Here is a 19,789-nt window from a genome sequence, read left to right as displayed (position 1 = left end):
GCCGTTTGCAGCGTAAAACGGCAATCCGCATTGCCTGAAAATCACGTCGATTTTTCACGCAATGGGAGGCAGTTGATCCCGATCACCGGATATCCAGCAGCCGTTCCAGATAATGTCGCTCGATGTCGCCGGAGAGCGAGTTGCCGAGGCGCTCGCGGATGGCGTCGAGGATTTCGCGGGCACGCTGGACGTCGATTTCATCAGGTACCTTTACCTGATCGCCGAAATCCGGGCCTGACGTGGCGCGCGGGCGTCCAAGCGGGTCGCGTCCGTTCTGGCCGCCTTGCGAGGTCATGTTCTCGCCCGGTCCGCCGCGATCCTGGCCTTGGCCCTGCCCCTGCTGCTGCATGGCCTGCATCATCTGCTGCATCATGTTCTGGGCGCCCTGGCGCAAGGCGCTCAGCGCGTTGCCCTGGCCCTGCACGGCCTGCTCGCCCTGGCCCTCGCCTAGCGCCTTGCCGGCATTGCCCATTTCGCTCTGCGCCTTGCCGAACCCTTCGCCGGGCTGCATGCCGAGACCTTTCAGCGCCTGCTGCAGCTCTTCCAGCTTCTTGCCGAGGCCTTCCTGCTGAGCGCGGAGGTTCTTCAGCGCTTCACGAAGTTGCTCGGCGGTCATCTGGTCGGTGTCCTGCTGGCCTTGCTGACCCTGTTGGCTCTGCTGTTGTTGCTGGCCCTGCTGCTGTTGCCCTTGCTGGTTTTGATCGCCGGGGCGCCGGCTGGGATCGCCGCGCTGCATGCGGTCGCGCAGCGCTTGGTCCAGCTTGAAGGTCTGGTCCATCAGCCGTTGCTGTTCCTGCATGATCTCGCCGAGCTTGTCGATCTGCTGGCGCATCTGGCTGTTCTGCTGCTGCTGGCCCTGCTGCCCGCGCTGCGGGCGGCCAGCCTGCAGGTTGTTCATCATCCGCTGCAGTTCGTTGAGCATCTGCTGGGCGGCGTCGCGGTTGCCGGACCGGGCGAGATTCTCGATCTGGTCCATCATGTTCTGCAGGTCGCGCTGACGTATGACGTTCTGGGACTGCATGTTGTTGGGCGCCTGCGGGGCGTTCTGCATCCGCTGCGCAAGCTCGTTCATGAACTGCTGCATGGCTTCGCGCAGTTCCTGCATCAGCTTGGCGATTTCCTGGTCGGAGGCCTTGTTCTGCAGTGCTTCGGCGAGATTGCGCTGGGCGTCGCGCAGCCGGCGTTCGGCCTGCGACAGGTCGCCATCCTCGATGCCGAGCGCGATCTCCCACAGGTACTCGGCGGTATCCTTCAGCTGCTCCTCGTTGCGGGCGAGCTTCATGCGCTCGAGCGCCGAGCGGATCAGCAGGAAATGGCTGAGGTTCGGAATGGTTTCGTCAGGGCGGATCGCCAGCGCCTCGTTGAGTTCGATGGCGCGGGGCATCCGGCGCGTGTCCAGCGCGAAGACCTGGCGTTCCTCCGCGACTGCGGCCGCAAGCGGTTCGGAGAAACCGCGCGAGGGCAGCACCATTTCATGGGCCGGGCTGCGGCCGGTCTGACCGGCGCCGTCCTTGGCGATCAGGGTGATCTTGACCCGCTTGCCGGCGAGCGGATGCTCGATCAGGCTGCGGCTGGTCAGGCCCTTGACATCCCGGCCGTTCTGGCGCGGCAGGTCGAGCCGGTAGTCCGGCGGCGGATAAAGCGGTGTGGCGGCCGGATCCGTCGGGCCGACGGGTTCGATCAGCGCATGGGCTTCGCGAATGCCGTAATCGTCCTTGCCGGTGAAGCCGATTTCGAGCGCTCCGTTCACGGAAGGCTTCGGCTGGCCCTCGAAGGCTATTTCCGGGGGACGATCCGGGATGACGTCGAAGGCCCAGGTCTGGCCGTTGACGGTCAGGCTGCCGCTCTCGGCGACATTAAGCGCATAGGTGCGCGGCGGCCGCGGCTGGTTGGGCTGCTGCGGAGCGCCGGGCTGGGCCGGTGCCTGAGCCGCCTGCTGCACCTGTCGCTGTCCTGGGGCGCCCTGCTGCGGCTGCTGCGCGGCGGCTTCCGCCGCCTTTTTGGCTTCCTCGGTGATCAAAGTCGATGGTTGCCCGCCGGCCTTCGGCGCGAAAACCACGGCCTCGCCGCCTTCGCCGCCGGTGACACGCACGGTCAGCGCCGAGTTCTGCGGAATCGATACGGCGGCGACCGTGGTGGTGACCTCGCGGCCGGTCAGGAACACCGGCGCGCGGCCGGTATAGGACGGCGGCGTCAGCCAGGCGTCGATGCGCAGGTCCGGGTTGATGCTCGGCGCCGGCGGCGCGGGCCGGAACGCATCGGCAGGCGAGCCACCGCCGTTGGAGAACGAATAACCGAGCGCGACGACGAAAACCAGGGCCGGGACGGCGCGCAGGGCGAACCGGTCGTGCCGGGCGATATCGGGCTGCGGCAGGCCGGCATCGAGCGCTGCAATCCGCTCGGCCATGCGGATCTGGTGTTCCTTCCAGAGCGCGCGGGAGAAGGGCGTTTCGAAAGCCGGATGATCGTCCTGCACGCCGACCGGCTGGTGAGGCAGGTTGTTGCGGACTTCAAGAAGCCGGTCGGCTTCAGCGACCGCCGGCCAGCGCAGGCGGCTGAACGGCAGCAGAGCATACACGAACGCAAAGGCGAAGCTGCCGACCAGGATCCAGCGCACCCAGTCCGGGGCGATCCGGAAGATCCCGAACCAGGCGACCGACAGGAAGAGTGCCGCGATCCCGAGGGGAGCGAGCAGCAGCGGCAAAATCCGTTCGAAAAACAGCACGATCCGCGCGAAGGAGCGCTTCAGTGCGACGCGACGCGCGAGCACAGGATGCAGTTCGAAGGCACCTTTGCGGATGAAGCTCATGCGGTCCGTCTCCAGTCGTGGCGGCGCAAATCAAGCATTCAAGATAACGATGTTTGTGGCGAAGACGAGGGCAGGGGGCGATCCGCCCCCATATTTTCCGGGCTTTCCCGTAAAAGTGAACGGTTCGTCAGATGTTCATCCAAGCCATGCGGGCACGGAATCGAGGCCGATGAGCTCTTCGTAGCTGCCGCGCGGGCGCACTACGTGGAACTCCGATCCCTTCACCAGAACCTCCGGCACCAGCAGGCGGGTGTTGTAGGTGCCCGCCTGCACGGCGCCATAGGCGCCCGCCGAAGAGACAGCGATCAGGTCGCCGGGCTTCGGTTCCGCCATCTCGCGGTCGAGCGCCAGATAGTCGCCGGTTTCGCAGACGGGGCCGACCACGTCGCCCTTGATGCGCGGCGCATCGGCGGCCGGTACGATGACCGGACGGATCTCGTGATAGGCATCGTAAAGCGTCGGGCGGATCAGGTCGTTCATCGCGCCATCGACGATCACGAAGGCCTTCTCGCCGCCGTCCTTCACATAGATGACCTCGGTCACCAGTATGCCGGCATTGCCGACGATCAGCCGGCCGGGTTCGGTGACGATCTTGCAGTCCAGCGAACGCAGCTGGCGCTTGACCGTTTCCGCATAGGCATCCGGAAGTGGCGGCGGGTTGTTGTCCTCGCGATAGGGAATGCCGAGGCCCCCGCCGATATCGACATGGTCGATGCGGTGGCCGTCGGTGCGGAGCGTATCGACCAGTTCGCGCAACAGCCGGAAGGCGTGCTCGAACGGCTGCAACTCGGTGATCTGGCTGCCGATATGCATGTCGATGCCGGTGACGTCGATGCCCTCAAGCGTCGCGGCATGGGCGTATACGGCGCGGGCGCGCTCATAGGCGATGCCGAACTTGTTTTCCTTCTTGCCGGTCGAGATCTTGGCATGCGTGCCGGCATCGACATCCGGATTGATGCGGAAGGAGACATGCGCCTTCTTGCCGGCCTTCAGGGCGCGCAGGTTGAGGACCTCCAGCTCCGGCTCGGATTCGACGTTGAAACAGTAGATGCCGGCCTGCAGCGCCAGGTCCATTTCCGGCACCGTCTTGCCGACGCCCGAGAACATGATGCGGCTTGCCGGAATGCCGGCCGCCAGCGCCCGGCGCAGTTCGCCGCCGGAGACGACATCGACGCCGGCGCCGAGCCGGCCGAGCGTCTTCAGCACCGCCTGGTTGGAATTTGCCTTCATCGCGTAGCAGACCATGGCATCCACATCGGAAAACGCCTTGGCGAAAACCTTGTAGTGACGCTCCAGGGTGGCCGTGGAATAGACGTAGAAAGGCGTCCCGACCGCCTTGGCGATTTCCGGGATCGGCACGTTCTCGGCGTGCAGCACGCCGTCGATGTAATGAAAATGGTTCACGGTAAAACTCGGAAATTACAGGAGCGGGTCGAGCAGGAAAGGTCGGTTGGCAACCGGCTCGGCTTTCTGCTCGCCCGGCTTGCCGCTCTTGCGGATGTTCTGCTGCTCCACCGGCGTGCTCGGACGGTCGAGACTGCCCTTGCGGCCGCAGCCGGCGACAACGATGCCCGCGAGGCTCAGCACAAAGGCGATGCGGGCGATTTTTACCAGGGACTTCGACATTCTATTCCTTCTCCGGCACGGCTGCGGAACTTTCATAGCGAAGTTCCACGCGCTTGTGCAGTCACTATCCGGCATCACTTCTCAAGCGTTCGTCGCGACCGCCATCAATTCCGGGCGCGCCACCAGGCGATCTGCTTCCTCACTTCCGCCGGCGCGGTGCCGCCGAAGCTGGTGCGGCTGGCGACCGAGGCGTCGACCGACAGGACGTCGAAGACCTTGTCGGTGATCGCCGGATTGATCGATTGCAGTTCCTCCAGCGACAGTTCGGAAAGGTCGCAGCCCTTCTCTTCGGCAAGCGCCACGGCGCGGCCGGTCACATGATGGGCGTCGCGGAAGGGCAGGCCGACTTCACGCACCAGCCAGTCGGCAAGGTCGGTCGCTGTCGAATAACCGGCACCGGCGGCGGCGCGCATCTTGTCGGCGCGGATCGTCATGTCGCGCATCATGCCGGTCATCGCGGCGATCGCCAGTTCCAGGTTCTCGGCGCAATCGAAGACCTGTTCCTTGTCTTCCTGCATGTCCTTGGAATAGGCGAGCGGCAGGCCCTTCATGACGGTCAGCAGCGCCACCAGCGAGCCGTTGATGCGGCCGGTCTTGGCGCGCACCAGCTCGGCGGCATCCGGGTTCTTCTTCTGCGGCATGATCGAGGAGCCGGTCGAGAACGCGTCAGACAGGCGCACGAAACCGAATTGCGGCGTCGACCAGATGACGATCTCTTCGGCGAGACGCGAGAGATGCACGGCGCAGATCGCCGCCACCGAGAGGAATTCCAGCGCGAAATCGCGGTCGGAGACGGTGTCGATCGAGTTGCGGGTCGGCTCGCGGAAGCCGAGCGCCTTCGCCGTCATGTGGCGGTCGATCGGATAGGGCGTTCCGGCAAGTGCCGCGGCGCCGATCGGGCTTTCGTCGAGATGGTCGATCGCGTGGCGGACGCGGGCGCGGTCACGGCCAAACATTTCCACATAGGCCATGCAGTGATGGCCGAAGGTCACCGGCTGGGCGGTCTGCAAATGGGTGAAGCCGGGCATGACCGTATCGGCATGTTCCTCGGCGCGGTCGAGGAAGGCGGCGATCAGGCCGGTCAGCATCGCCTCGGTCTTCGCAAGCTCTTCCTTGACCCAGAGGCGGAAATCGAGCGCCACCTGGTCGTTGCGCGAGCGGGCGGTGTGCAGGCGGCCGGCGGCGGGGCCGATCAACGTTGCGAGCCGTGCCTCGATGTTCATGTGGATGTCTTCGAGCTGCCTTGAGAATTCGAACTTGCCGGTTTCGATCTCTGACATGATCGTGTTCAGGCCGGACACGATCTTGTCTTTATCTTCGCTCGAAATAATGCCCTTTTCCGAAAGCATCGTCGCATGCGCTATTGAGCCGCGGATATCCTGGGCGAACAGCTTCTTGTCGAAACCGATCGAGGCATTTATCTCCTCCATGATCGCATCCGGCCCTGAAGCGAAGCGTCCGCCCCACATCTGGTTGGAGGATACCGCGTCCTTCGTGCCGTCAGCCATGATGCCAGTCCTGGAGTAATTGATGACGACCAAGAGACCTTTCGGCCTTCCTACCGCCAGATTGATCGTGATTGCCGCCGTCGCGGGGATACTCGCCGGTGCCGTGGCGGTATACGTGAGGAATGTGGGGTCTGGCAATGGTGAGAGCGGGCTTCTCGCCCAATCCTCCGGCGCCTGCGAGGGTGCGGTCGAGACGGTGAAGTCGGTCTCGCAATTCTCCAGGGGCCAGGTCGCCGCCATGGTCGCCGCCCAGCCGCCGAGGCCGCTCGATCTAGCCTTCAAGGGACCGGACGGAAAGGACCTCAAGACCGACGATTTTGCCGGCAAGACGGTGCTGCTCAACCTCTGGGCCACGTGGTGCGGCCCGTGCCGGGAAGAGATGCCGGCGCTGAATGCACTGCAGAAGGGCATGGGCGGACAGGACTTCGAAGTCGTGGCCGTCAATATAGACACCGGCAGCGACGAAAAACCGAAGGCCTTCCTCGCCGAATACGGCGTCGATACGCTTGGTTATTACCGCGATAGCTCGATGGGCGTCTTCAATTCTCTGAAGAAGGAAGGCCTCGCCTTCGGCCTGCCGGTGACCTTGATCATGGACGGGAAGGGATGCCTGATCTCGGCGATGAACGGCCCGGCCGCCTGGGACAGCCCGGATGCGAAAGCACTGATCACCGCGGCGAAGGGGCCTTAGTCCGCAATTTCCAATTGAAGTAATGTAAATCTCTACTCTATGCTGTTTTTGGTTGTGATGACGAAAGCAGACGCGCCCCTGTCAGGCGCATCGGAGGAGATAGGCTCCTCCGACCCGGCGAAGGCCTCGCTATCCAACTGGAGAGTGAACTATGTGGCTAAGGCCGTTTAGCATCACGTTTACAATAAGGAAGACCCGCACGAGCTGGCAGGCAAGCGTGCGGGTAATCTTCTTAGCGTAAAACAGAGGGGCGGGCGAAAGCTCGCCTCTCACTCCCTCATTATAGTTGGAAATGGCCTAGCTGACAAGGCAAGGGTTGCAATGGCGCGCATCGCCTACCGCGTCGGCACCGGCACTTCGCCGCGATAATCATAGAACCCGCGGCCGGCTTTGCGGCCGAGCCAGCCGGCTTCGACATATTTCACCAGAAGCGGGCAGGGGCGGTATTTGCTGTCGGCCAGGCCGTCGTGCAGGACCTGCATGATCGACAGGCAGGTGTCGAGGCCGATGAAGTCGGCGAGTTGCAACGGGCCCATCGGATGGTTGGCGCCGAGCTTCATGGCGGTGTCGATCGCCTCGACCGAGCCGACGCCTTCATAAAGCGTGTAGATCGCCTCGTTGATCATCGGCAGCAGGATGCGGTTGACGATGAAGGCCGGGAAATCCTCGGCGACCGTCGCGGTCTTTTCGAGCGCGGTGACATAATCCTTGGCGGCCCGGAAGGTCGGCTCGTCGGTGGCGATGCCGCGCACCAGTTCGACGAGTTTCATGACCGGAACCGGGTTCATGAAATGTATACCCATGAAACGCTCCGGCCGGTCGGTGGCGGAGGCGAGGCGGGTAATGGAGAGCGACGAGGTATTGGTGGCGAGCAGGGCTTCGGGCTTCAGAACCGGACAGACCTGCGAATAGATCTTGCGCTTGACGCTTTCGTCTTCGGTCGCGGCCTCGATCACCATGTCCATCGGCGCGAGGTCATTGAGGTCGGAAGAGCCGGAGATCAGCGAAAGGGCTGCCTTGCGCTCCTCATCGCCGAGTTTGCCGTGGGAGACCTGGCGGGCGAGATTGCCATTGATGGTTGCGAGCGCTGCTTCGATCCGGTCCTTGGACACGTCGTACATCTGCACCTTGTAACCGGCGAGCGCCGAAACATGTGCAATGCCGCAGCCCATCTGGCCTGCTCCGATGACGCCGATGCTTTTGATGACCAGACCCATGGTTTCGCTCCCTGGGCGTTCACGCTCTCTCCAGCGTACGCCGATTTTCATGAAAATGCCGGACAGCATGTGTGCAGTCCGGCAGATTGTTATTCCGCTACCTGTCGTTTTGCCAGCATTTTTCGCGCTTGCGAAATGAGCAAGGCCTCACAACGCTTTTTCGAGCTTCGGCAGGATTTCGAAGAGGTCGCCGACGATGCCGTAATCGGCGACCTGGAAGATCGGTGCTTCCTCGTCCTTGTTGATGGCGACGATGACCTTCGAGTCCTTCATGCCGGCAAGGTGCTGGATGGCGCCCGAGATGCCGACTGCAATGTAGAGTGCCGGCGCGACGACCTTGCCCGTCTGGCCGACCTGCCAGTCGTTCGGAGCGTAACCCGCGTCCACCGCAGCGCGGGAAGCGCCGACGGCAGCGCCGAGCTTGTCGGCGACCGGCAGGATGACTTCCTGGAATTTTTCCGACGAGCCAAGCGCCCGGCCGCCGGAAATGATGATCTTGGCCGAGGTCAGTTCCGGACGTTCGGACGACGACAGCGCATCCGACACGAAGCTCGATACGCCCGGGTTTGCAGCAGCAGAGACGCTTTCGACCGACGCGGAGCCGCCTTCGCCGGCCGCCTGGAAGGAGGCGGTGCGCACGGTGATCACCTTCTTGGCGTCCGTCGACTGCACGGTCTGGATGGCGTTGCCGGCATAGATCGGACGCTTGAACGTGTCGGCGGAAACCACTTCGATGATTTCCGAGACCTGGGCGACGTCGAGCAGGGCTGCGACGCGCGGCATGACGTTCTTGGCGGATGCGGTCGCAGGCGCGATGATCACGTCATAGGAGCCGGCGAGTGAAACGATGAGCGCTGCAAGCGGCTCGGCGAGGTTGTTGGCGAGACCCGCGTCGTCGGCGAGCAGCACCTTGGAAACGCCGGCAAGCTTTGCGGCGGCATCGGCAGCAGCCTTGGCGCCGGAGCCGGCGACCAGCACATGCACGTCGCCGCCGATTTTAGAGGCAGCTGAGAGCGCCTTCGCGGTCTGGTCGTTGAGGCTCGACCCGTCGTGTTCTGCCAGAAGAAGAATGGCCATGATGATGTTCTCCCTTATCCTTACAGAACGCCGGCGGTCTTCAAGGCGCCAACCAGTTCCTCGACCGTCTTCACCTTGATGCCCGCCTTGCGGCCACCCGGCTCCTCGGTCTTCAGGACCTTCAGGCGCGGCGCGGTATCGACGCCGAAATCTGACGGAGTCTTCTTGTCGAGCGGCTTCTTCTTGGCCTTCATGATGTTGGGCAGTGAAGCGTAACGCGGTTCGTTCAGGCGAAGGTCGGTGGTGACGACGGCCGGAAGCTTGACTTCGATCGTCTGCAAGCCGCCATCGACCTCGCGGGTGACCTTTGCGGAACCGTCGGCGATCTCGATCTTCGAGGCGAAGGTCGCCTGGGCGGAGCCGAGCAGGGCTGCCAGCATCTGGCCGGTCTGGTTCGAATCGTCATCGATCGCCTGCTTGCCGACGATGATCAGGCCCGGCTGTTCGGCATCGACGATGCCTTTCAGGATCTTGGCAACCGCGAGCGGTTCGACCAGATCGTCGGTCTCGACCAGGATCGCCCGGTCGGCACCCATGGCAAGCGCCGTGCGCAGCGTCTCTTCGGCCTTGGCCGGGCCGATCGAAACGACAACCACTTCCTCGGCCTTGCCGGCTTCCTTCAGCCGCAGGGCTTCCTCGACGGAAATTTCGTCGAACGGGTTCATCGACATCTTCACGTTGGCAAGCTCGACACCCGTGCCGTCCGGCTTTACCCGGATCTTGACGTTGTAATCGACCACTCGCTTGACTGGCACCAGGATCTTCATGGGGTCCTTCCTTGACTATCTCCAGCTGCAAATTGCGACATTTGCCGCTTCCTCATTTGTCAGTGGGCGACATGGATACGCATTTTTCGCGCGATTACAACGCGGATTTGCCGCCCGGCATTGCCGTTTTCTCATAGTTCTATTCGGTGGCCGCAGTGACCCGCCGAACGTCGGGCCTAAGCTCGACGGCCTTCGGGGTGACGATGTTGCGGTCGAACAGCGGCACGCCCTTGCGGCGCATGAACAGTACGAGGATGGCGCCCGCGATGATGCCGCCCACATGCGCGCCCCAGGAGACCATGCCGTCGAGATCGAGCGCCAGCATGGCGAACTGCTGGACGATCCAGAGCGCCAGCGGAATGAAGGCGGGCAGCGGCAGCGGAATACGGAAGAGCACCAGCACCCAGACCCGCACGCGAGGATGCAGCAGGAAATAGGCCGCAACAACGCCCGAGATCGCCCCGGATGCGCCGATCAGCGGGCCTTCCGAATTCGATGCGACGAACCCATGGAGAGCGGCGCCGGCCGCTGCGCAGAGCAGATAGAAGGCGAGGAACTTCACATGCCCCAGCGCATCCTCGACATTGTCGCCGAACACCCAGAGGAACAGCATGTTCGAGGCGAGGTGCCAGAAATCCATGTGCAGGAAGGCATAGGTGACGAAGGTGAGGTCGTCCGGCACGATCACCAGCGACGGGTCGAGGGTCGCATAGTTGAAGATCACCGCCGGGATGAAACCAAGCCCCAACGAGGCGTGTTCGGCCACTTCAGGGGCGGAGAAATTGGTGAACAGCCATATCAGCACGTTGATGGCGATGATGCTGATCGTCACATATTGCACGCGGATATATTTGAGTTCGACGGCGTCGTGCAGCGGAATGAACATGCTGTGGCTCCTCCGCCGTGCGGTTACCGGTTCTTGCCCGGAACCCAGAGTATATCAGCTTTGCCGCCGTCATTGGCGAAACGTGCCGCCACGAACAGAAAGTCGGAAAGCCGGTTGATGTATTTCAGCGCGGCAGTACCGACGGTCTCGCTCCGCGACAGCTCGACCATCAGCCGCTCGGCGCGGCGCGACACGGTACGGGCGAGGTGGAGATAGGCGGCGGCGGCCGAGCCGCCCGGCAGCACGAAAGATGTCAGCGGGTCGAGATGGGCGTTGAGCGCGTCGATCTCGGTTTCCAGCCTCGTCGCCTGGGCTTCGATGATGCGAAGCGGCTCGTAGTCCAGCTTTTCTCCGGTATCGGGCGCGGCAAGATCGGCGCCGAGATCGAAGAGATCGTTCTGGATGCGGAACAGCATGGCATCGAGCTCGGCCATGCCGGCGGCATGCAGGCGGGCAAGCCCGATCGTCGAATTGGTCTCGTCGATCGTGCCATAGGCCTCGACGCGCAGGTCATGCTTGTCGCGGCGTGGACCCGAGACCAGCGCCGTGGTGCCGTTATCGCCGGTGCGTGTGTAGATCTTGTTGAGCTTTACCATCCGCCATCATCAGAATCAGGTCGGGCGACCGCCGCCCGTAATCCAGAGAGTGAGCATGATGAGGACGATTGCAACCGCCTGCAAGAGGATACGCAATTGCATCAGCTTGTTGGATTTGTTGGCGTCGGTGCCCTTCATCATGTTGAACAGTCCGCGGATCAGGACGAGCACGACGAGGCCCATGACGATCAGGGCGAGCACGGTTGTGAAAGTGGACATTGTCGATTGCTGCCTTTCAATCCAGCCGGCGCATCAATTTATAAAAGAGCGCGGCCGGGAGTATTCTTTTCAGGAAAGCGCCCTGCTTGGCGGGCGTGGTTACCAGATAATGCGGCTTCGGACGAGGGGCGGTCAAGGCATGCGTCAAGACGTCGTAGACCGCTTCAGGGCTAAGTTTATGGCGGCTGACCTGCCCCCGTCCATCGAGGCGCCTGAGCTGCCGCTCATACTGCTTGGCATGGACCGAACCTTCGAGATCGACATGTTCCCGGATCTTGGCGAGAGCATTGGCCGTGAAGCGCGAGGCGATCGGCCCGGGCTCGATGAGGCTCACCCCGATGCCGCTGCCTTCGAGTTCCATGCGCATGGTGATGGTCAGGCCCTCGAGCGCGTATTTCGAGGCGGTATAGGCGCCCCGGTAGCGATAGGGCAGCAGACCCAGTATCGAAGAGCAGTTGACGATGCGGCCGCGGCCTTGAGCGCGCATCACCGGGATCACCCGCCGGGTCAGCTCGTGCCAGCCGAAGAAGTTGGTCTCGAACTGTTCGCGCAGCACGTCAGTGCTTAAATCCTCGACCGCTCCGGCCTGACCGTAGGCGCCGTTGTTGAACAAGGCGTCGAGCCGTCCGCCGGTGCGCTCCAGCACCGTTTCGACCAGCGCCGCGATCGTGTCGGTCCGGGTATAATCCATCAGCAGGGCCTCGATGCCGTCCGCCTCGAGGGCTGCGAGATCGGCCTCTTTGCGCACCGTTGCGAACACCCGCCAGCCGTCCGCCTTCAGGGCCCGGGCGCAATGGGCGCCGATGCCGGAGGAACAGCCGGTAACGATGATCGTTCTATTTTCGGCCATTGAGTAAGGTTCCCTGTACAATCGAATGAGTTCCTCCCATATTTCCTGCCACGTCACAACGGAGTTGCAATGTCCGAAGAAAACCGCCCCGTCCGGTGGTATCGCCTCGCCTTCAAGGTTCTTTGGGACGCCTATTGGCACTTCTCGGACGACGATGGCTGGGCCATGGCCAGCCATGTGGCACTGTCCGGCCTGCTGGCGCTGTTTCCGTTCCTGATCTTCGGCACCGCGCTTGCCGGTTTTCTCGGCGCCGGCGACTTTTCGCAGACCACGGTGCATCTGCTTTTCGACACCTGGCCGGCCGACATTGCTGAGCCGATCGCCTCCGAACTCCAGCGGGTGCTGCAGATTCCGCGCGGCGGCCTGCTGACGATCTCGGTGCTTGCCGCCGCGTATTTCGCCTCCAACGGCGTCGAGGCGCTGCGTATTTCGCTCAACCGCGCCTATCGCGTCACCGAAACTCGGCCGTGGTACGTGACGCGCCTCGCCAGTCTCGGTTACGTCATCATCCTTGTGATGATCTTCGCGGTGATCAGCATTCTCCTGCTGGCCGTCCCGGTGGCGCTGCGCTTTGCCGAAACCCGCTTCTATTTTCCCTGGCTGATCAGCGACCTGACGACGGCGGCGAACTGGGGGCTCTACGGCACCGCCCTGCTGCTGCTGATCGGCCTGCTGGCATCCCATAAATGGCTGCCGGCCGGCAACCGCCGGCTGATCGACATCCTTCCCGGCGTGGTGCTGACGATCGTCGTGTGGACCTGTTTCGGGCTTGGCTTTGCAGCATATCTCTCGACCTTCGCCAACTATACCGCTACCTATGCCGGCCTGGCGTCGATCATGATCGTGCTGATCTTTCTCTATATGGTCGGGGTGATTTTCATGCTGGGCGCCGAATTCAACGCGGCGCTGATGAAATACAAGATCTATTCGGTGTTTTCCCGTCGCCGCCGGGAACAGCGCGAACGGGAACTGGCCCGCTCACAGGCCGAGACGGCCGCGAATGTCGCCAGCCGGGAGGCCCTGGTCGCGAAGCGCCGCGAGCCCGGTTGAGCCCTCGCTTTTCGACAGTTTCCTGCCATCCGCGCCGAGGATCAGCCGGTGGTGGTGATAGATCGGCGGCGGCAGCCCCAGCAGTTCCTGCAGCAGCCGGTGCACGGCCGTCGCCTCGAAAAGGTCGAGCCCGCGAACTACATGGGTGATCCCCTGCGCCGCATCGTCCACCGTTACCGACAGATGGTAGCTCGACGGAGCATCCGAGCGGGAGAGGACGACATCGCCCCAGGCCGACGGATCGGCAGGGATCTCTCCGCGGTCTCCGTCGCCGGTCTCGGTCCAGTTCAAGGGTGCCCCGATCAGGTCGAGGGCCTTTTGCATGTCGAGGCGAAAGGCATGCCGGACACCGTCGGCGATCAGCTTGCGCCGCTCCGTCTGGCTGCGGTGCCGGTCGTCGTCGGGATAAAGCGGCGAGCCATCCGGATCGCGCGGCCAGCTTTTTCCGCTCGCCTCGTTAGCCGCGACTTTGGCCTTCACCTCGCCGCGGGTCAGAAAGGCCGGATAGACCAGGTCCATTTCGGTCAATCGATCGAGCGCCGCATGGTAAGCGTCGAAATGGTCGGATTGCCGCCGCACCGGTTCTTCCCAATCGAGCCCCAGCCAGGCGAGATCGCGATAGATCGCCGCTTCGAATTGCGGGGTGCAGCGCGTCAGGTCGATATCCTCGATGCGCAGCAGGAAACGGCCGCCGCTTGCCGCCGCCATGTCGTGATTGAGCAGCGCCGACAGCGCGTGGCCGAGATGCAGGAACCCGTTCGGGCTTGGCGCGAAACGATAGACCGGTTTATCTGAAGGCGGAGCGGGCATGATTTCTTCTGCCACGCTTTTTGAAAAACGGCCATGGGAGAGGCGACAGGTGTCCATCATCCGCGATCATTCCGACATCCAGGCGGGGCTGGAGGCGCTGATCGCGCTGGACCCGCGGCTTGCGGCGATCGTCGAGGTGTCCGGCCCGGTGCCGCTCCGGCTGAACGAGCCGGGCTTTTCGGGCCTTGCCTCGATCGTCGTGTCGCAGATGGTGTCGAGGGCGAGTGCGGAGGCGATCTGGCGGAGGATAACGGCCGCCGGCCCGGTCACCGCGGCAGGATATCGTGCGCTTGCTCCCGAAATCGTCGCGACGTTCGGCCTGTCGCGGGCCAAGGCGGCGACGCTTCTGCATTTGTCCACAGCAATTTCGGAAGGGCATTTCGATCTCGCGTCCGTGTCTTTACTCGAAACGGGTGAGGCGATCCGCAAGATGACGGCACTGCCCGGCATCGGCCCATGGACGGCGGAAGTTTACCTGATGTTCTGCGGTGGCCATGCCGACATTTTTCCGGCGGGCGACGTGGCGCTGCAGGCGGCGGTCGCCCACGCTTTCAGCCTGGAAGCCCGGCCTTCTTCCAAAAACCTGGCAGCTGCGGCGGCGATCTGGAGCCCGTGGCGTTCCGTCGCGGCACGGCTTTTCTGGGCCTATTACGCGGCGAAAATGCGTCGCGATGTCACACCTTTGACCTGAAGCCGGGCCAGAGTATCCCACTGCATTTATTGGGCTTCACAATCCTGTAACAACGGACCTAATATAGAAAGTACAGATGCCGAATCGGGTAGGAGCGTCACTTGACGATTGCAGTCTCCCCGCAGGCCCTGCCGGCGCTCGTCCTGAACGCTGACTACCGGCCGCTGAGTTATTATCCCTTGTCGCTTTGGTCCTGGCAGGACGCGATCAAGGCGGTTTTCCTCGACCGTGTGAACATCATCGCGGAATACGATCACTCGGTCTGCTCGCCGAGCTTCTCGATGAAGCTGCCGAGCGTCGTCAGCCTCAAGACCTATGTGCAGCCGACCCGTAACCCCGCTTTCACCCGGTTCAACGTCTTCCTGCGCGACAGGTTCGAGTGCCAGTATTGCGGCGAACACGACGACCTGACCTTCGACCATGTCATCCCGCGCGCCCATGGCGGCGAGACCACCTGGGAAAATGTCGTGGCCGCCTGCTCGCCCTGCAATCTGAGGAAAGGCAGCAAGCTGCCGAAACAGGCCGGAATGTTCCCTCACCAGAAGCCCTACCAGCCGACGGTGCAGGACCTGCATAACAACGGCCGGCTGTTCCCGCCGAACTATCTGCATGAAAGCTGGATGGACTATCTCTACTGGGATACGGAACTGCAGCCGTAAGGCGGAGCGGATCGAGCCCGGGACTGGATTTTTGACCGGATTTCTGGAAGGCCGCTCACGCGGCCTTTTTTGCACCCACGAAAGCGATGGCGGCGAGGATGACGCTGGCGATCACGTTCCAGCCGGCAAACGAGAGGCCGAGTACCCGAAGGGCGGCCTCCGTGCAGGACGGGCCGTGCACGGTGTTGAGGTCCGAAAGCAGGCTGCCGGCATTGGTGGTGACGCCCGCGCCGCCGCCGCAGCTTGCGGGACCTTCCCAGAAGGCCCATTCGACGCCGGAGTGATAGACGCCCATGCCGGCGCCGACCAGCATCATCACGCCGATGACGACGAGCAGCGCCCGGGTGACCCAGGCGGGCAGGCCGACCGCCGAGGCGACGATCGCCAGGATGCCGACCGGAATGCCGTAATAATAGGGATTGCGCTGCAGCAGGCAGAGCGCGCAGGGGATGTAGCCGCCGATATACTGGAAGGCCAGCGCCCCGCCGACGGTCGCCGCCATGCCCAGCGTCAGGACGATGGCATAGCCGATACCGATGCGGGAACGGGGTGTGGAAGCTGTCAGCGCCATGCGCTTCTCCTGAATGATTTCGACCGGCCTGGACGCCATGGCCTCACTTAGAGCAGATGTGCCGGCTCGGTAAGACAAATTATCTTGAACTCGGCGCCTTGTCGCCCTCGGGGCCGGAAGCCGCGACGATGCGACCGCAACGAAAACAGACTGCCGCCATAGGATGATTTGTGCCCATCGCAAATTGGCGATTGATGCGGGCCAGATCCTGAGTTAAGAACCACCATCGGACGGAGGCGAGTCATCGTCTCACAAGGTTAGCACCCGTAGCTCAGCTGGATAGAGTGTTGGATTCCGATTCCAAAGGTCACAGGTTCGAATCCTGTCGGGTGCGCCATTTTTCCAATATTTGATGCCGAACTCATTAGCTGACCCGACTCGAAGAGTCGGCGCGCCCATCACTGCGCCGGACGACCGCAACCCTATCAAAGCTTTTAAGAGATGTGGTGCCCCGTGCCGGGGTGCAGAAAGCTAATTGAAACAGATACTTGCTTTATGGCTGGACACAAAGGCCTTCCACGCAATCGTTATGCTTTCTGGGAAAGTGTCCAGAGGATTTTGGTTTGCAAAGTGCCCGTGAGCGACGCAACATGTTGCAGTTGCTCTAGAGCCGGTCGCTGAATGATGCGCTCGTCGGTGTTGATGCGAAACTGCGGGTCGGATTACAGCTTCGGTACGGATGTTATCAACCCCCTAACGACCTCGTCCTTATCTACCCTGATTTTTGCATACCGCTTCAAAACTTTCTCCCGGCCAATTGCGCTTTCCCATGAACTCGGTGACTTGGTGGTTCTCAGAAGCGCTAGGCGGGGAGCAGAATGACCAAGCTTCTTCTAGATAAAACGTGACCTGCATTGGGTATCCAAAATATCGTCGCGTCTCCCTTTGGTCCGGAACGCCGACTAATATCGCCCTCAGGCCGGTCTTGTAGGATAGTGAGAATGCGCCTTCGGGCATCTTGGGTCTGGTGAGATACCCAGCGCGATAAGCGTCATAAATGCTATAACCTCCGACTGCGATCAAAGCCCTAGTCGAATATAGGAGATGCGATCATTGCCTAACAAGCCCACCTCCGCTAAATCGTTACGTCACATTTACAGCAATAGCCAACCTATCGGACGATCCGGCGTATAAAACTCCGAGGGAAGGTCGATCTATTGCGATTTAAGCTAGCTGTCGGCGTCCGTGCACGCCACGTCTGGACCTGCCGTTCGTATCCCTGCGCATAACTACATGGCAGAAACCTGCACCCACAACGGGTCTTTGCTGGCAGCTAGTTCGTTTAGCAAAATCTGCATACGGCCAGTGTGGCTTCGAACAGGGCTGTAGACTTGGCCCTCATCGCCTCTGAAGCTTGTAAGCAAACCGTCCTTCAACATGAGATTAAGTATGCGTGTTGACAGGCTTCTCGCCGCTACCTTGCCGAGCCCTCGTAACAGAGCTTCTTCCTTTCGGCCTGCTCCTTTTTGAAAGAACGTTTTCCGGATCACAGTAATTAAGATTTCCTGCGCGGGGTTGAGGCCGATCTTACGGATTTTGGCGACATTTGCGACGCTATCGTATGCTTCTGCATCTAAATCCGTGATCCATTTTGGCAACGCAGCGGCAGATGAAATCCCGGTAACCTTAGGTGTGATGCAGTGCGCTAGGCTCGCCCCGCTGTTCTTTTTTGGAGGCAGTGCAAGTTCGCCGAAATAGCTGTGCGATATTTCAAAATTTGAGAAGTCACGCTCATCAAGAGGAAGATACAGAAACTCTGCACCTTTCAACTGAACTCCTTCGAAATCAATTGCTGTGGCATTTTCTCGAAGAAGAGAGGCAAATACGTCGCTAGCGAGGACCATATTGCCGCCCGACTTTGCGCGAGATAGCAAATTGAGTTTTGTCCGCTCTGAAAGTGAACTTTCGTTCGCGAGCACCCTTTGCCCTAGATCGCCGAGAGGATTAAGCCATTTTTGGCTAGAGACTTTCCCAAACTCGATCTCATCAGCGTGCGCAATGGAAGCCACATCCTTAGCGCGCAATCCATCTAAGATGTATATGTCAACGAATTGGAGATCGGCTGTTTCTTGGCCAACACGCCCTAGGCTGGGAAGGCGTTGGAGTAGAATTGAAGCTTCCTCAACCGGAGCGGCGCCTGTGACAGCCTCGAAAGCGCTTTGCAAATCGGGTAAACTCAGCGGGCCAACATTTGATGCCCGAGCGCGCGTCAGGCGTGCGAGTTCGACGAAAATTTTAAAAATGGTCTCCCTATCGAATGAGATATGGATATTCGCGTCTCTCTGGCACAGCACCTGAATAAAGTGGTTCCAGAATGCTATCTCATTGCCATCTTCCCCAAACATAGCATCGAACTCGTCCGATGCTAGCTCGCCGATAGTTTGGCAAATCAGTGGGCGACGAGGAAGCCATGCCGGAATGTCGACATCTAGATCCCTGTTTTGAAAATACTCCAAAAGTTCGCTATCGCTAAATTCGTTCTTCGAGCGAATAATAATCGTAGATGTCGCCTCCATTCCGAGGGAGTTATACATTTCCTCATTGGTCGCAAAGTAATGTTCTCTGCCCGCAACCAAGGATCCTCCACCGTTGTTTTTAACCAGATCCTTTACGCCTTCGAGTGATTTCGCTCGAATGGCTTTAAGCTTTCCAAGATCATTGCTCCAAGCTTGGGAGCCAATCTCATCGAACCCATCCACGAGCATAATGAGCGATCTTGCCCGAAAAGCACGAACAGCGCTTGCCTCAAGATCATCGAGCCCAAGATCATTGAAGTGACGCCTTATCAGTTCACCACTTTGCCGCAATCCCCACGACTTCCTCAGGTCGATTGCTACGGGATAGCAAAAATCTTTCTCCGCAGAAGTAGTCAGTTGACGAAATACTTCTCGGAGACAGCGGCTTTTGCCGCTTCCATATTCACCAAGTAAAATAATGTTACGCCCTTGGCGAAGTAGATCAGCGACATCCGATGAAGAAATGTCACCTCGCCTTCCATCGACTGTATACCGCACAGGCACATACTTCGTATCATCCGTTTGACCGGTAAGGGGGTTAATTGCGCTACCGAATGGCGCGGCACTCCGCGCAACAGAATACTGATCAAAGTCAAAAAAGAGCTTGCTATACTCGGTGTAGGAAAGCACATTAATATGATGCGGAGCCCCAGCCTCTTTCATGGCATTTGTGACAGGCCCGTTTATCACGCAAAAACAGCGCGCCATGGTGCCTGAGATAAACGCAGCGCTTTTAGCCGTTTGCAGCTTGGTTATGTCGGCTCGAACTTTCCCGAGTGTTCTATCTTCGGTTATCTCAATGAATACCTGTATATCGTTGCTTAATACGACAACTCCGTCAAGATTAACTCCCCCCACGCGTGCCGGTTTGCACGGTCTTCCCCAGATATGTCCTGCAACCCCGCGAACCTGATCTTCAAAGCTCGCCCATTCAGCTTTCTTAGTCATTACGTTGCCCCGCTAAACATGTAGTGCTATCGTTTTTGGTAGTTCTTTCAACATTTGGATCGAAGACAGGGGATATGCGAACCACCCGCTCCAGCAGATTTCTCCTAGTCAGATCGAGGTTTCGCCTTTGGTGCATTATGCTGAATTTCTGTCCGGAGTTTATTGGGTCAGTAGGGGCAATACTCTTGAGGATGGGCCGATCATCATCTTGGAAGACACTACCGATGGTAGCGATCGCTAACAAGATAAGAAACGCAGGCGATCTGACAAATCGGTCTGATACAGGTGTGCTTTAGCT

At 60.7% G+C, this 19,789-nt stretch carries 18 protein-coding genes and 1 tRNA gene; 5 read left to right on the top strand and 14 right to left on the bottom strand.

Annotated elements, in window-relative coordinates:
- Positions 1–82: 82 nt before the first annotated feature.
- The 4 genes from ACSQ8R_RS17325 to argH all read right to left on the bottom strand — a co-directional run bounded on the left by ACSQ8R_RS17325 (position 83) and on the right by argH (position 5,943).
- The gene (locus ACSQ8R_RS17325; protein WP_436254522.1) at positions 83–2,809 is read right to left on the bottom strand and encodes a TIGR02302 family protein; all 2,727 of its coding nucleotides are present in this window, start codon (positions 2,807–2,809) and stop codon (positions 83–85) included.
- Between the two features lie 135 nt (positions 2,810–2,944).
- Positions 2,945–4,213, bottom strand: a complete 1,269-nt coding sequence (gene lysA / locus ACSQ8R_RS17320; protein WP_436254521.1) for a diaminopimelate decarboxylase — start codon at positions 4,211–4,213, stop codon at positions 2,945–2,947.
- Positions 4,214–4,228: 15 nt separating this feature from the next.
- Positions 4,229–4,435, bottom strand: coding sequence for an LPS translocon maturation chaperone LptM (gene lptM, locus ACSQ8R_RS17315; RefSeq protein WP_436254520.1), 207 nt, complete (start codon positions 4,433–4,435; stop codon positions 4,229–4,231).
- Between the two features lie 104 nt (positions 4,436–4,539).
- Positions 4,540–5,943 (bottom strand): argininosuccinate lyase, encoded by a 1,404-nt coding sequence (argH, locus tag ACSQ8R_RS17310; RefSeq protein ID WP_436254519.1) that lies wholly within the window; start codon positions 5,941–5,943, stop codon positions 4,540–4,542.
- Positions 5,944–5,965: 22 nt separating this feature from the next.
- On the opposite strand from argH, the gene tlpA reads away from it, so the two are divergent.
- Positions 5,966–6,634 carry a thiol:disulfide interchange protein TlpA gene (gene tlpA, locus ACSQ8R_RS17305; RefSeq protein WP_436254518.1) on the top strand — a complete coding sequence of 223 codons (669 nt, stop codon included), beginning with the start codon at positions 5,966–5,968 and terminating at the stop codon, positions 6,632–6,634.
- 335 nt (positions 6,635–6,969) lie between these two features.
- Here the strand turns inward: tlpA and ACSQ8R_RS17300 are convergent, their stop codons facing one another.
- From ACSQ8R_RS17300 to ACSQ8R_RS17270, 7 genes are all read right to left on the bottom strand, one after another.
- Positions 6,970–7,851, bottom strand: a complete 882-nt coding sequence (locus ACSQ8R_RS17300) for a 3-hydroxybutyryl-CoA dehydrogenase (RefSeq protein ID WP_436254517.1) — start codon at positions 7,849–7,851, stop codon at positions 6,970–6,972.
- 147 nt (positions 7,852–7,998) lie between these two features.
- Positions 7,999–8,928 (bottom strand): electron transfer flavoprotein subunit alpha/FixB family protein, encoded by a 930-nt coding sequence (locus ACSQ8R_RS17295; protein ID WP_436254516.1) that lies wholly within the window; start codon positions 8,926–8,928, stop codon positions 7,999–8,001.
- Between the two features lie 20 nt (positions 8,929–8,948).
- Positions 8,949–9,695 carry an electron transfer flavoprotein subunit beta/FixA family protein gene (locus ACSQ8R_RS17290; RefSeq protein WP_436254515.1) on the bottom strand — a complete coding sequence of 249 codons (747 nt, stop codon included), beginning with the start codon at positions 9,693–9,695 and terminating at the stop codon, positions 8,949–8,951.
- Between the two features lie 139 nt (positions 9,696–9,834).
- Entirely contained in the window at positions 9,835–10,581 is a 747-nt protein-coding gene (locus ACSQ8R_RS17285; protein ID WP_436254514.1) for a rhomboid family intramembrane serine protease, read from the bottom strand.
- A gap of 23 nt (positions 10,582–10,604) precedes the next feature.
- Complete coding sequence (locus ACSQ8R_RS17280; RefSeq protein WP_436254513.1) at positions 10,605–11,177, bottom strand: cob(I)yrinic acid a,c-diamide adenosyltransferase; 573 nt, start codon at positions 11,175–11,177, stop codon at positions 10,605–10,607.
- A gap of 15 nt (positions 11,178–11,192) precedes the next feature.
- Positions 11,193–11,396, bottom strand: coding sequence for a twin transmembrane helix small protein (locus ACSQ8R_RS17275; RefSeq protein WP_436254512.1), 204 nt, complete (start codon positions 11,394–11,396; stop codon positions 11,193–11,195).
- 16 nt (positions 11,397–11,412) lie between these two features.
- Positions 11,413–12,246, bottom strand: a complete 834-nt coding sequence (locus tag ACSQ8R_RS17270; protein ID WP_436254511.1) for an SDR family oxidoreductase — start codon at positions 12,244–12,246, stop codon at positions 11,413–11,415.
- A gap of 69 nt (positions 12,247–12,315) precedes the next feature.
- Here ACSQ8R_RS17270 and ACSQ8R_RS17265 point away from each other — a divergent pair, with 69 nt between their 5' ends.
- Positions 12,316–13,296 carry a YihY/virulence factor BrkB family protein gene (locus ACSQ8R_RS17265; protein ID WP_436254510.1) on the top strand — a complete coding sequence of 327 codons (981 nt, stop codon included), beginning with the start codon at positions 12,316–12,318 and terminating at the stop codon, positions 13,294–13,296.
- On the opposite strand, the gene gluQRS is transcribed toward ACSQ8R_RS17265, so the two are convergent.
- Positions 13,225–14,106: a tRNA glutamyl-Q(34) synthetase GluQRS gene (gene gluQRS / locus ACSQ8R_RS17260; protein WP_436254509.1), complete on the bottom strand. Its 882-nt coding sequence runs from the start codon at positions 14,104–14,106 to the stop codon at positions 13,225–13,227. The two genes, ACSQ8R_RS17265 and gluQRS, sit on opposite strands and share 72 nt — an antisense overlap.
- On the opposite strand from gluQRS, the gene ACSQ8R_RS17255 reads away from it, so the two are divergent.
- Positions 14,105–14,797, top strand: a complete 693-nt coding sequence (locus ACSQ8R_RS17255) for a DNA-3-methyladenine glycosylase family protein (RefSeq protein WP_436254508.1) — start codon at positions 14,105–14,107, stop codon at positions 14,795–14,797. The two genes, gluQRS and ACSQ8R_RS17255, sit on opposite strands and share 2 nt — an antisense overlap.
- Positions 14,798–14,898: 101 nt before the next feature.
- Entirely contained in the window at positions 14,899–15,456 is a 558-nt protein-coding gene (locus ACSQ8R_RS17250) for an HNH endonuclease (RefSeq protein WP_037081734.1), read from the top strand.
- Between the two features lie 55 nt (positions 15,457–15,511).
- Here the strand turns inward: ACSQ8R_RS17250 and ACSQ8R_RS17245 are convergent, their stop codons facing one another.
- Positions 15,512–16,027 (bottom strand): disulfide bond formation protein B, encoded by a 516-nt coding sequence (locus ACSQ8R_RS17245; protein ID WP_436254507.1) that lies wholly within the window; start codon positions 16,025–16,027, stop codon positions 15,512–15,514.
- A 260-nt stretch (positions 16,028–16,287) separates the two neighbouring features.
- On the opposite strand from ACSQ8R_RS17245, the gene ACSQ8R_RS17240 reads away from it, so the two are divergent.
- Positions 16,288–16,364, top strand: a tRNA-Arg gene (locus tag ACSQ8R_RS17240).
- Between the two features lie 892 nt (positions 16,365–17,256).
- Here ACSQ8R_RS17240 and ACSQ8R_RS17235 read toward each other — a convergent pair.
- The gene (locus ACSQ8R_RS17235; RefSeq protein ID WP_436254506.1) at positions 17,257–19,491 is read right to left on the bottom strand and encodes an NACHT domain-containing protein; all 2,235 of its coding nucleotides are present in this window, start codon (positions 19,489–19,491) and stop codon (positions 17,257–17,259) included.
- Positions 19,492–19,789 lie beyond the last annotated feature (298 nt).

Source organism: Neorhizobium sp. LjRoot104, assembly GCF_964253725.1.
Lineage (GTDB): Bacteria > Pseudomonadota > Alphaproteobacteria > Rhizobiales > Rhizobiaceae > Neorhizobium.
This window is presented reverse-complemented; position numbering and strand designations above follow the sequence as displayed.

Bases quoted from the DNA above. Each gene is read 5' to 3' on its own strand.
- ACSQ8R_RS17275 (WP_436254512.1), bottom strand. From the start codon at position 11,396: ATGTCCACTTTCACAACCGTGCTCGCCCTGATCGTCATGGGCCTCGTC.
- ACSQ8R_RS17280 (WP_436254513.1), bottom strand. From the start codon at position 11,177: ATGGTAAAGCTCAACAAGATCTACACACGCACCGGCGATAACGGCACC.
- gluQRS (WP_436254509.1), bottom strand. From the start codon at position 14,106: ATGCCCGCTCCGCCTTCAGATAAACCGGTCTATCGTTTCGCGCCAAGC.
- ACSQ8R_RS17295 (WP_436254516.1), bottom strand. From the start codon at position 8,928: ATGGCCATTCTTCTTCTGGCAGAACACGACGGGTCGAGCCTCAACGAC.
- ACSQ8R_RS17255 (WP_436254508.1), top strand. From the start codon at position 14,105: ATGATTTCTTCTGCCACGCTTTTTGAAAAACGGCCATGGGAGAGGCGA.
- tlpA (WP_436254518.1), top strand. From the start codon at position 5,966: ATGACGACCAAGAGACCTTTCGGCCTTCCTACCGCCAGATTGATCGTG.
- ACSQ8R_RS17245 (WP_436254507.1), bottom strand. From the start codon at position 16,027: ATGGCGCTGACAGCTTCCACACCCCGTTCCCGCATCGGTATCGGCTAT.
- ACSQ8R_RS17235 (WP_436254506.1), bottom strand. From the start codon at position 19,491: ATGACTAAGAAAGCTGAATGGGCGAGCTTTGAAGATCAGGTTCGCGGG.
- ACSQ8R_RS17265 (WP_436254510.1), top strand. From the start codon at position 12,316: ATGTCCGAAGAAAACCGCCCCGTCCGGTGGTATCGCCTCGCCTTCAAG.
- ACSQ8R_RS17300 (WP_436254517.1), bottom strand. From the start codon at position 7,851: ATGGGTCTGGTCATCAAAAGCATCGGCGTCATCGGAGCAGGCCAGATG.
- ACSQ8R_RS17290 (WP_436254515.1), bottom strand. From the start codon at position 9,695: ATGAAGATCCTGGTGCCAGTCAAGCGAGTGGTCGATTACAACGTCAAG.
- lptM (WP_436254520.1), bottom strand. From the start codon at position 4,435: ATGTCGAAGTCCCTGGTAAAAATCGCCCGCATCGCCTTTGTGCTGAGC.
- argH (WP_436254519.1), bottom strand. From the start codon at position 5,943: ATGGCTGACGGCACGAAGGACGCGGTATCCTCCAACCAGATGTGGGGC.
- ACSQ8R_RS17270 (WP_436254511.1), bottom strand. From the start codon at position 12,246: ATGGCCGAAAATAGAACGATCATCGTTACCGGCTGTTCCTCCGGCATC.
- ACSQ8R_RS17285 (WP_436254514.1), bottom strand. From the start codon at position 10,581: ATGTTCATTCCGCTGCACGACGCCGTCGAACTCAAATATATCCGCGTG.
- ACSQ8R_RS17325 (WP_436254522.1), bottom strand. From the start codon at position 2,809: ATGAGCTTCATCCGCAAAGGTGCCTTCGAACTGCATCCTGTGCTCGCG.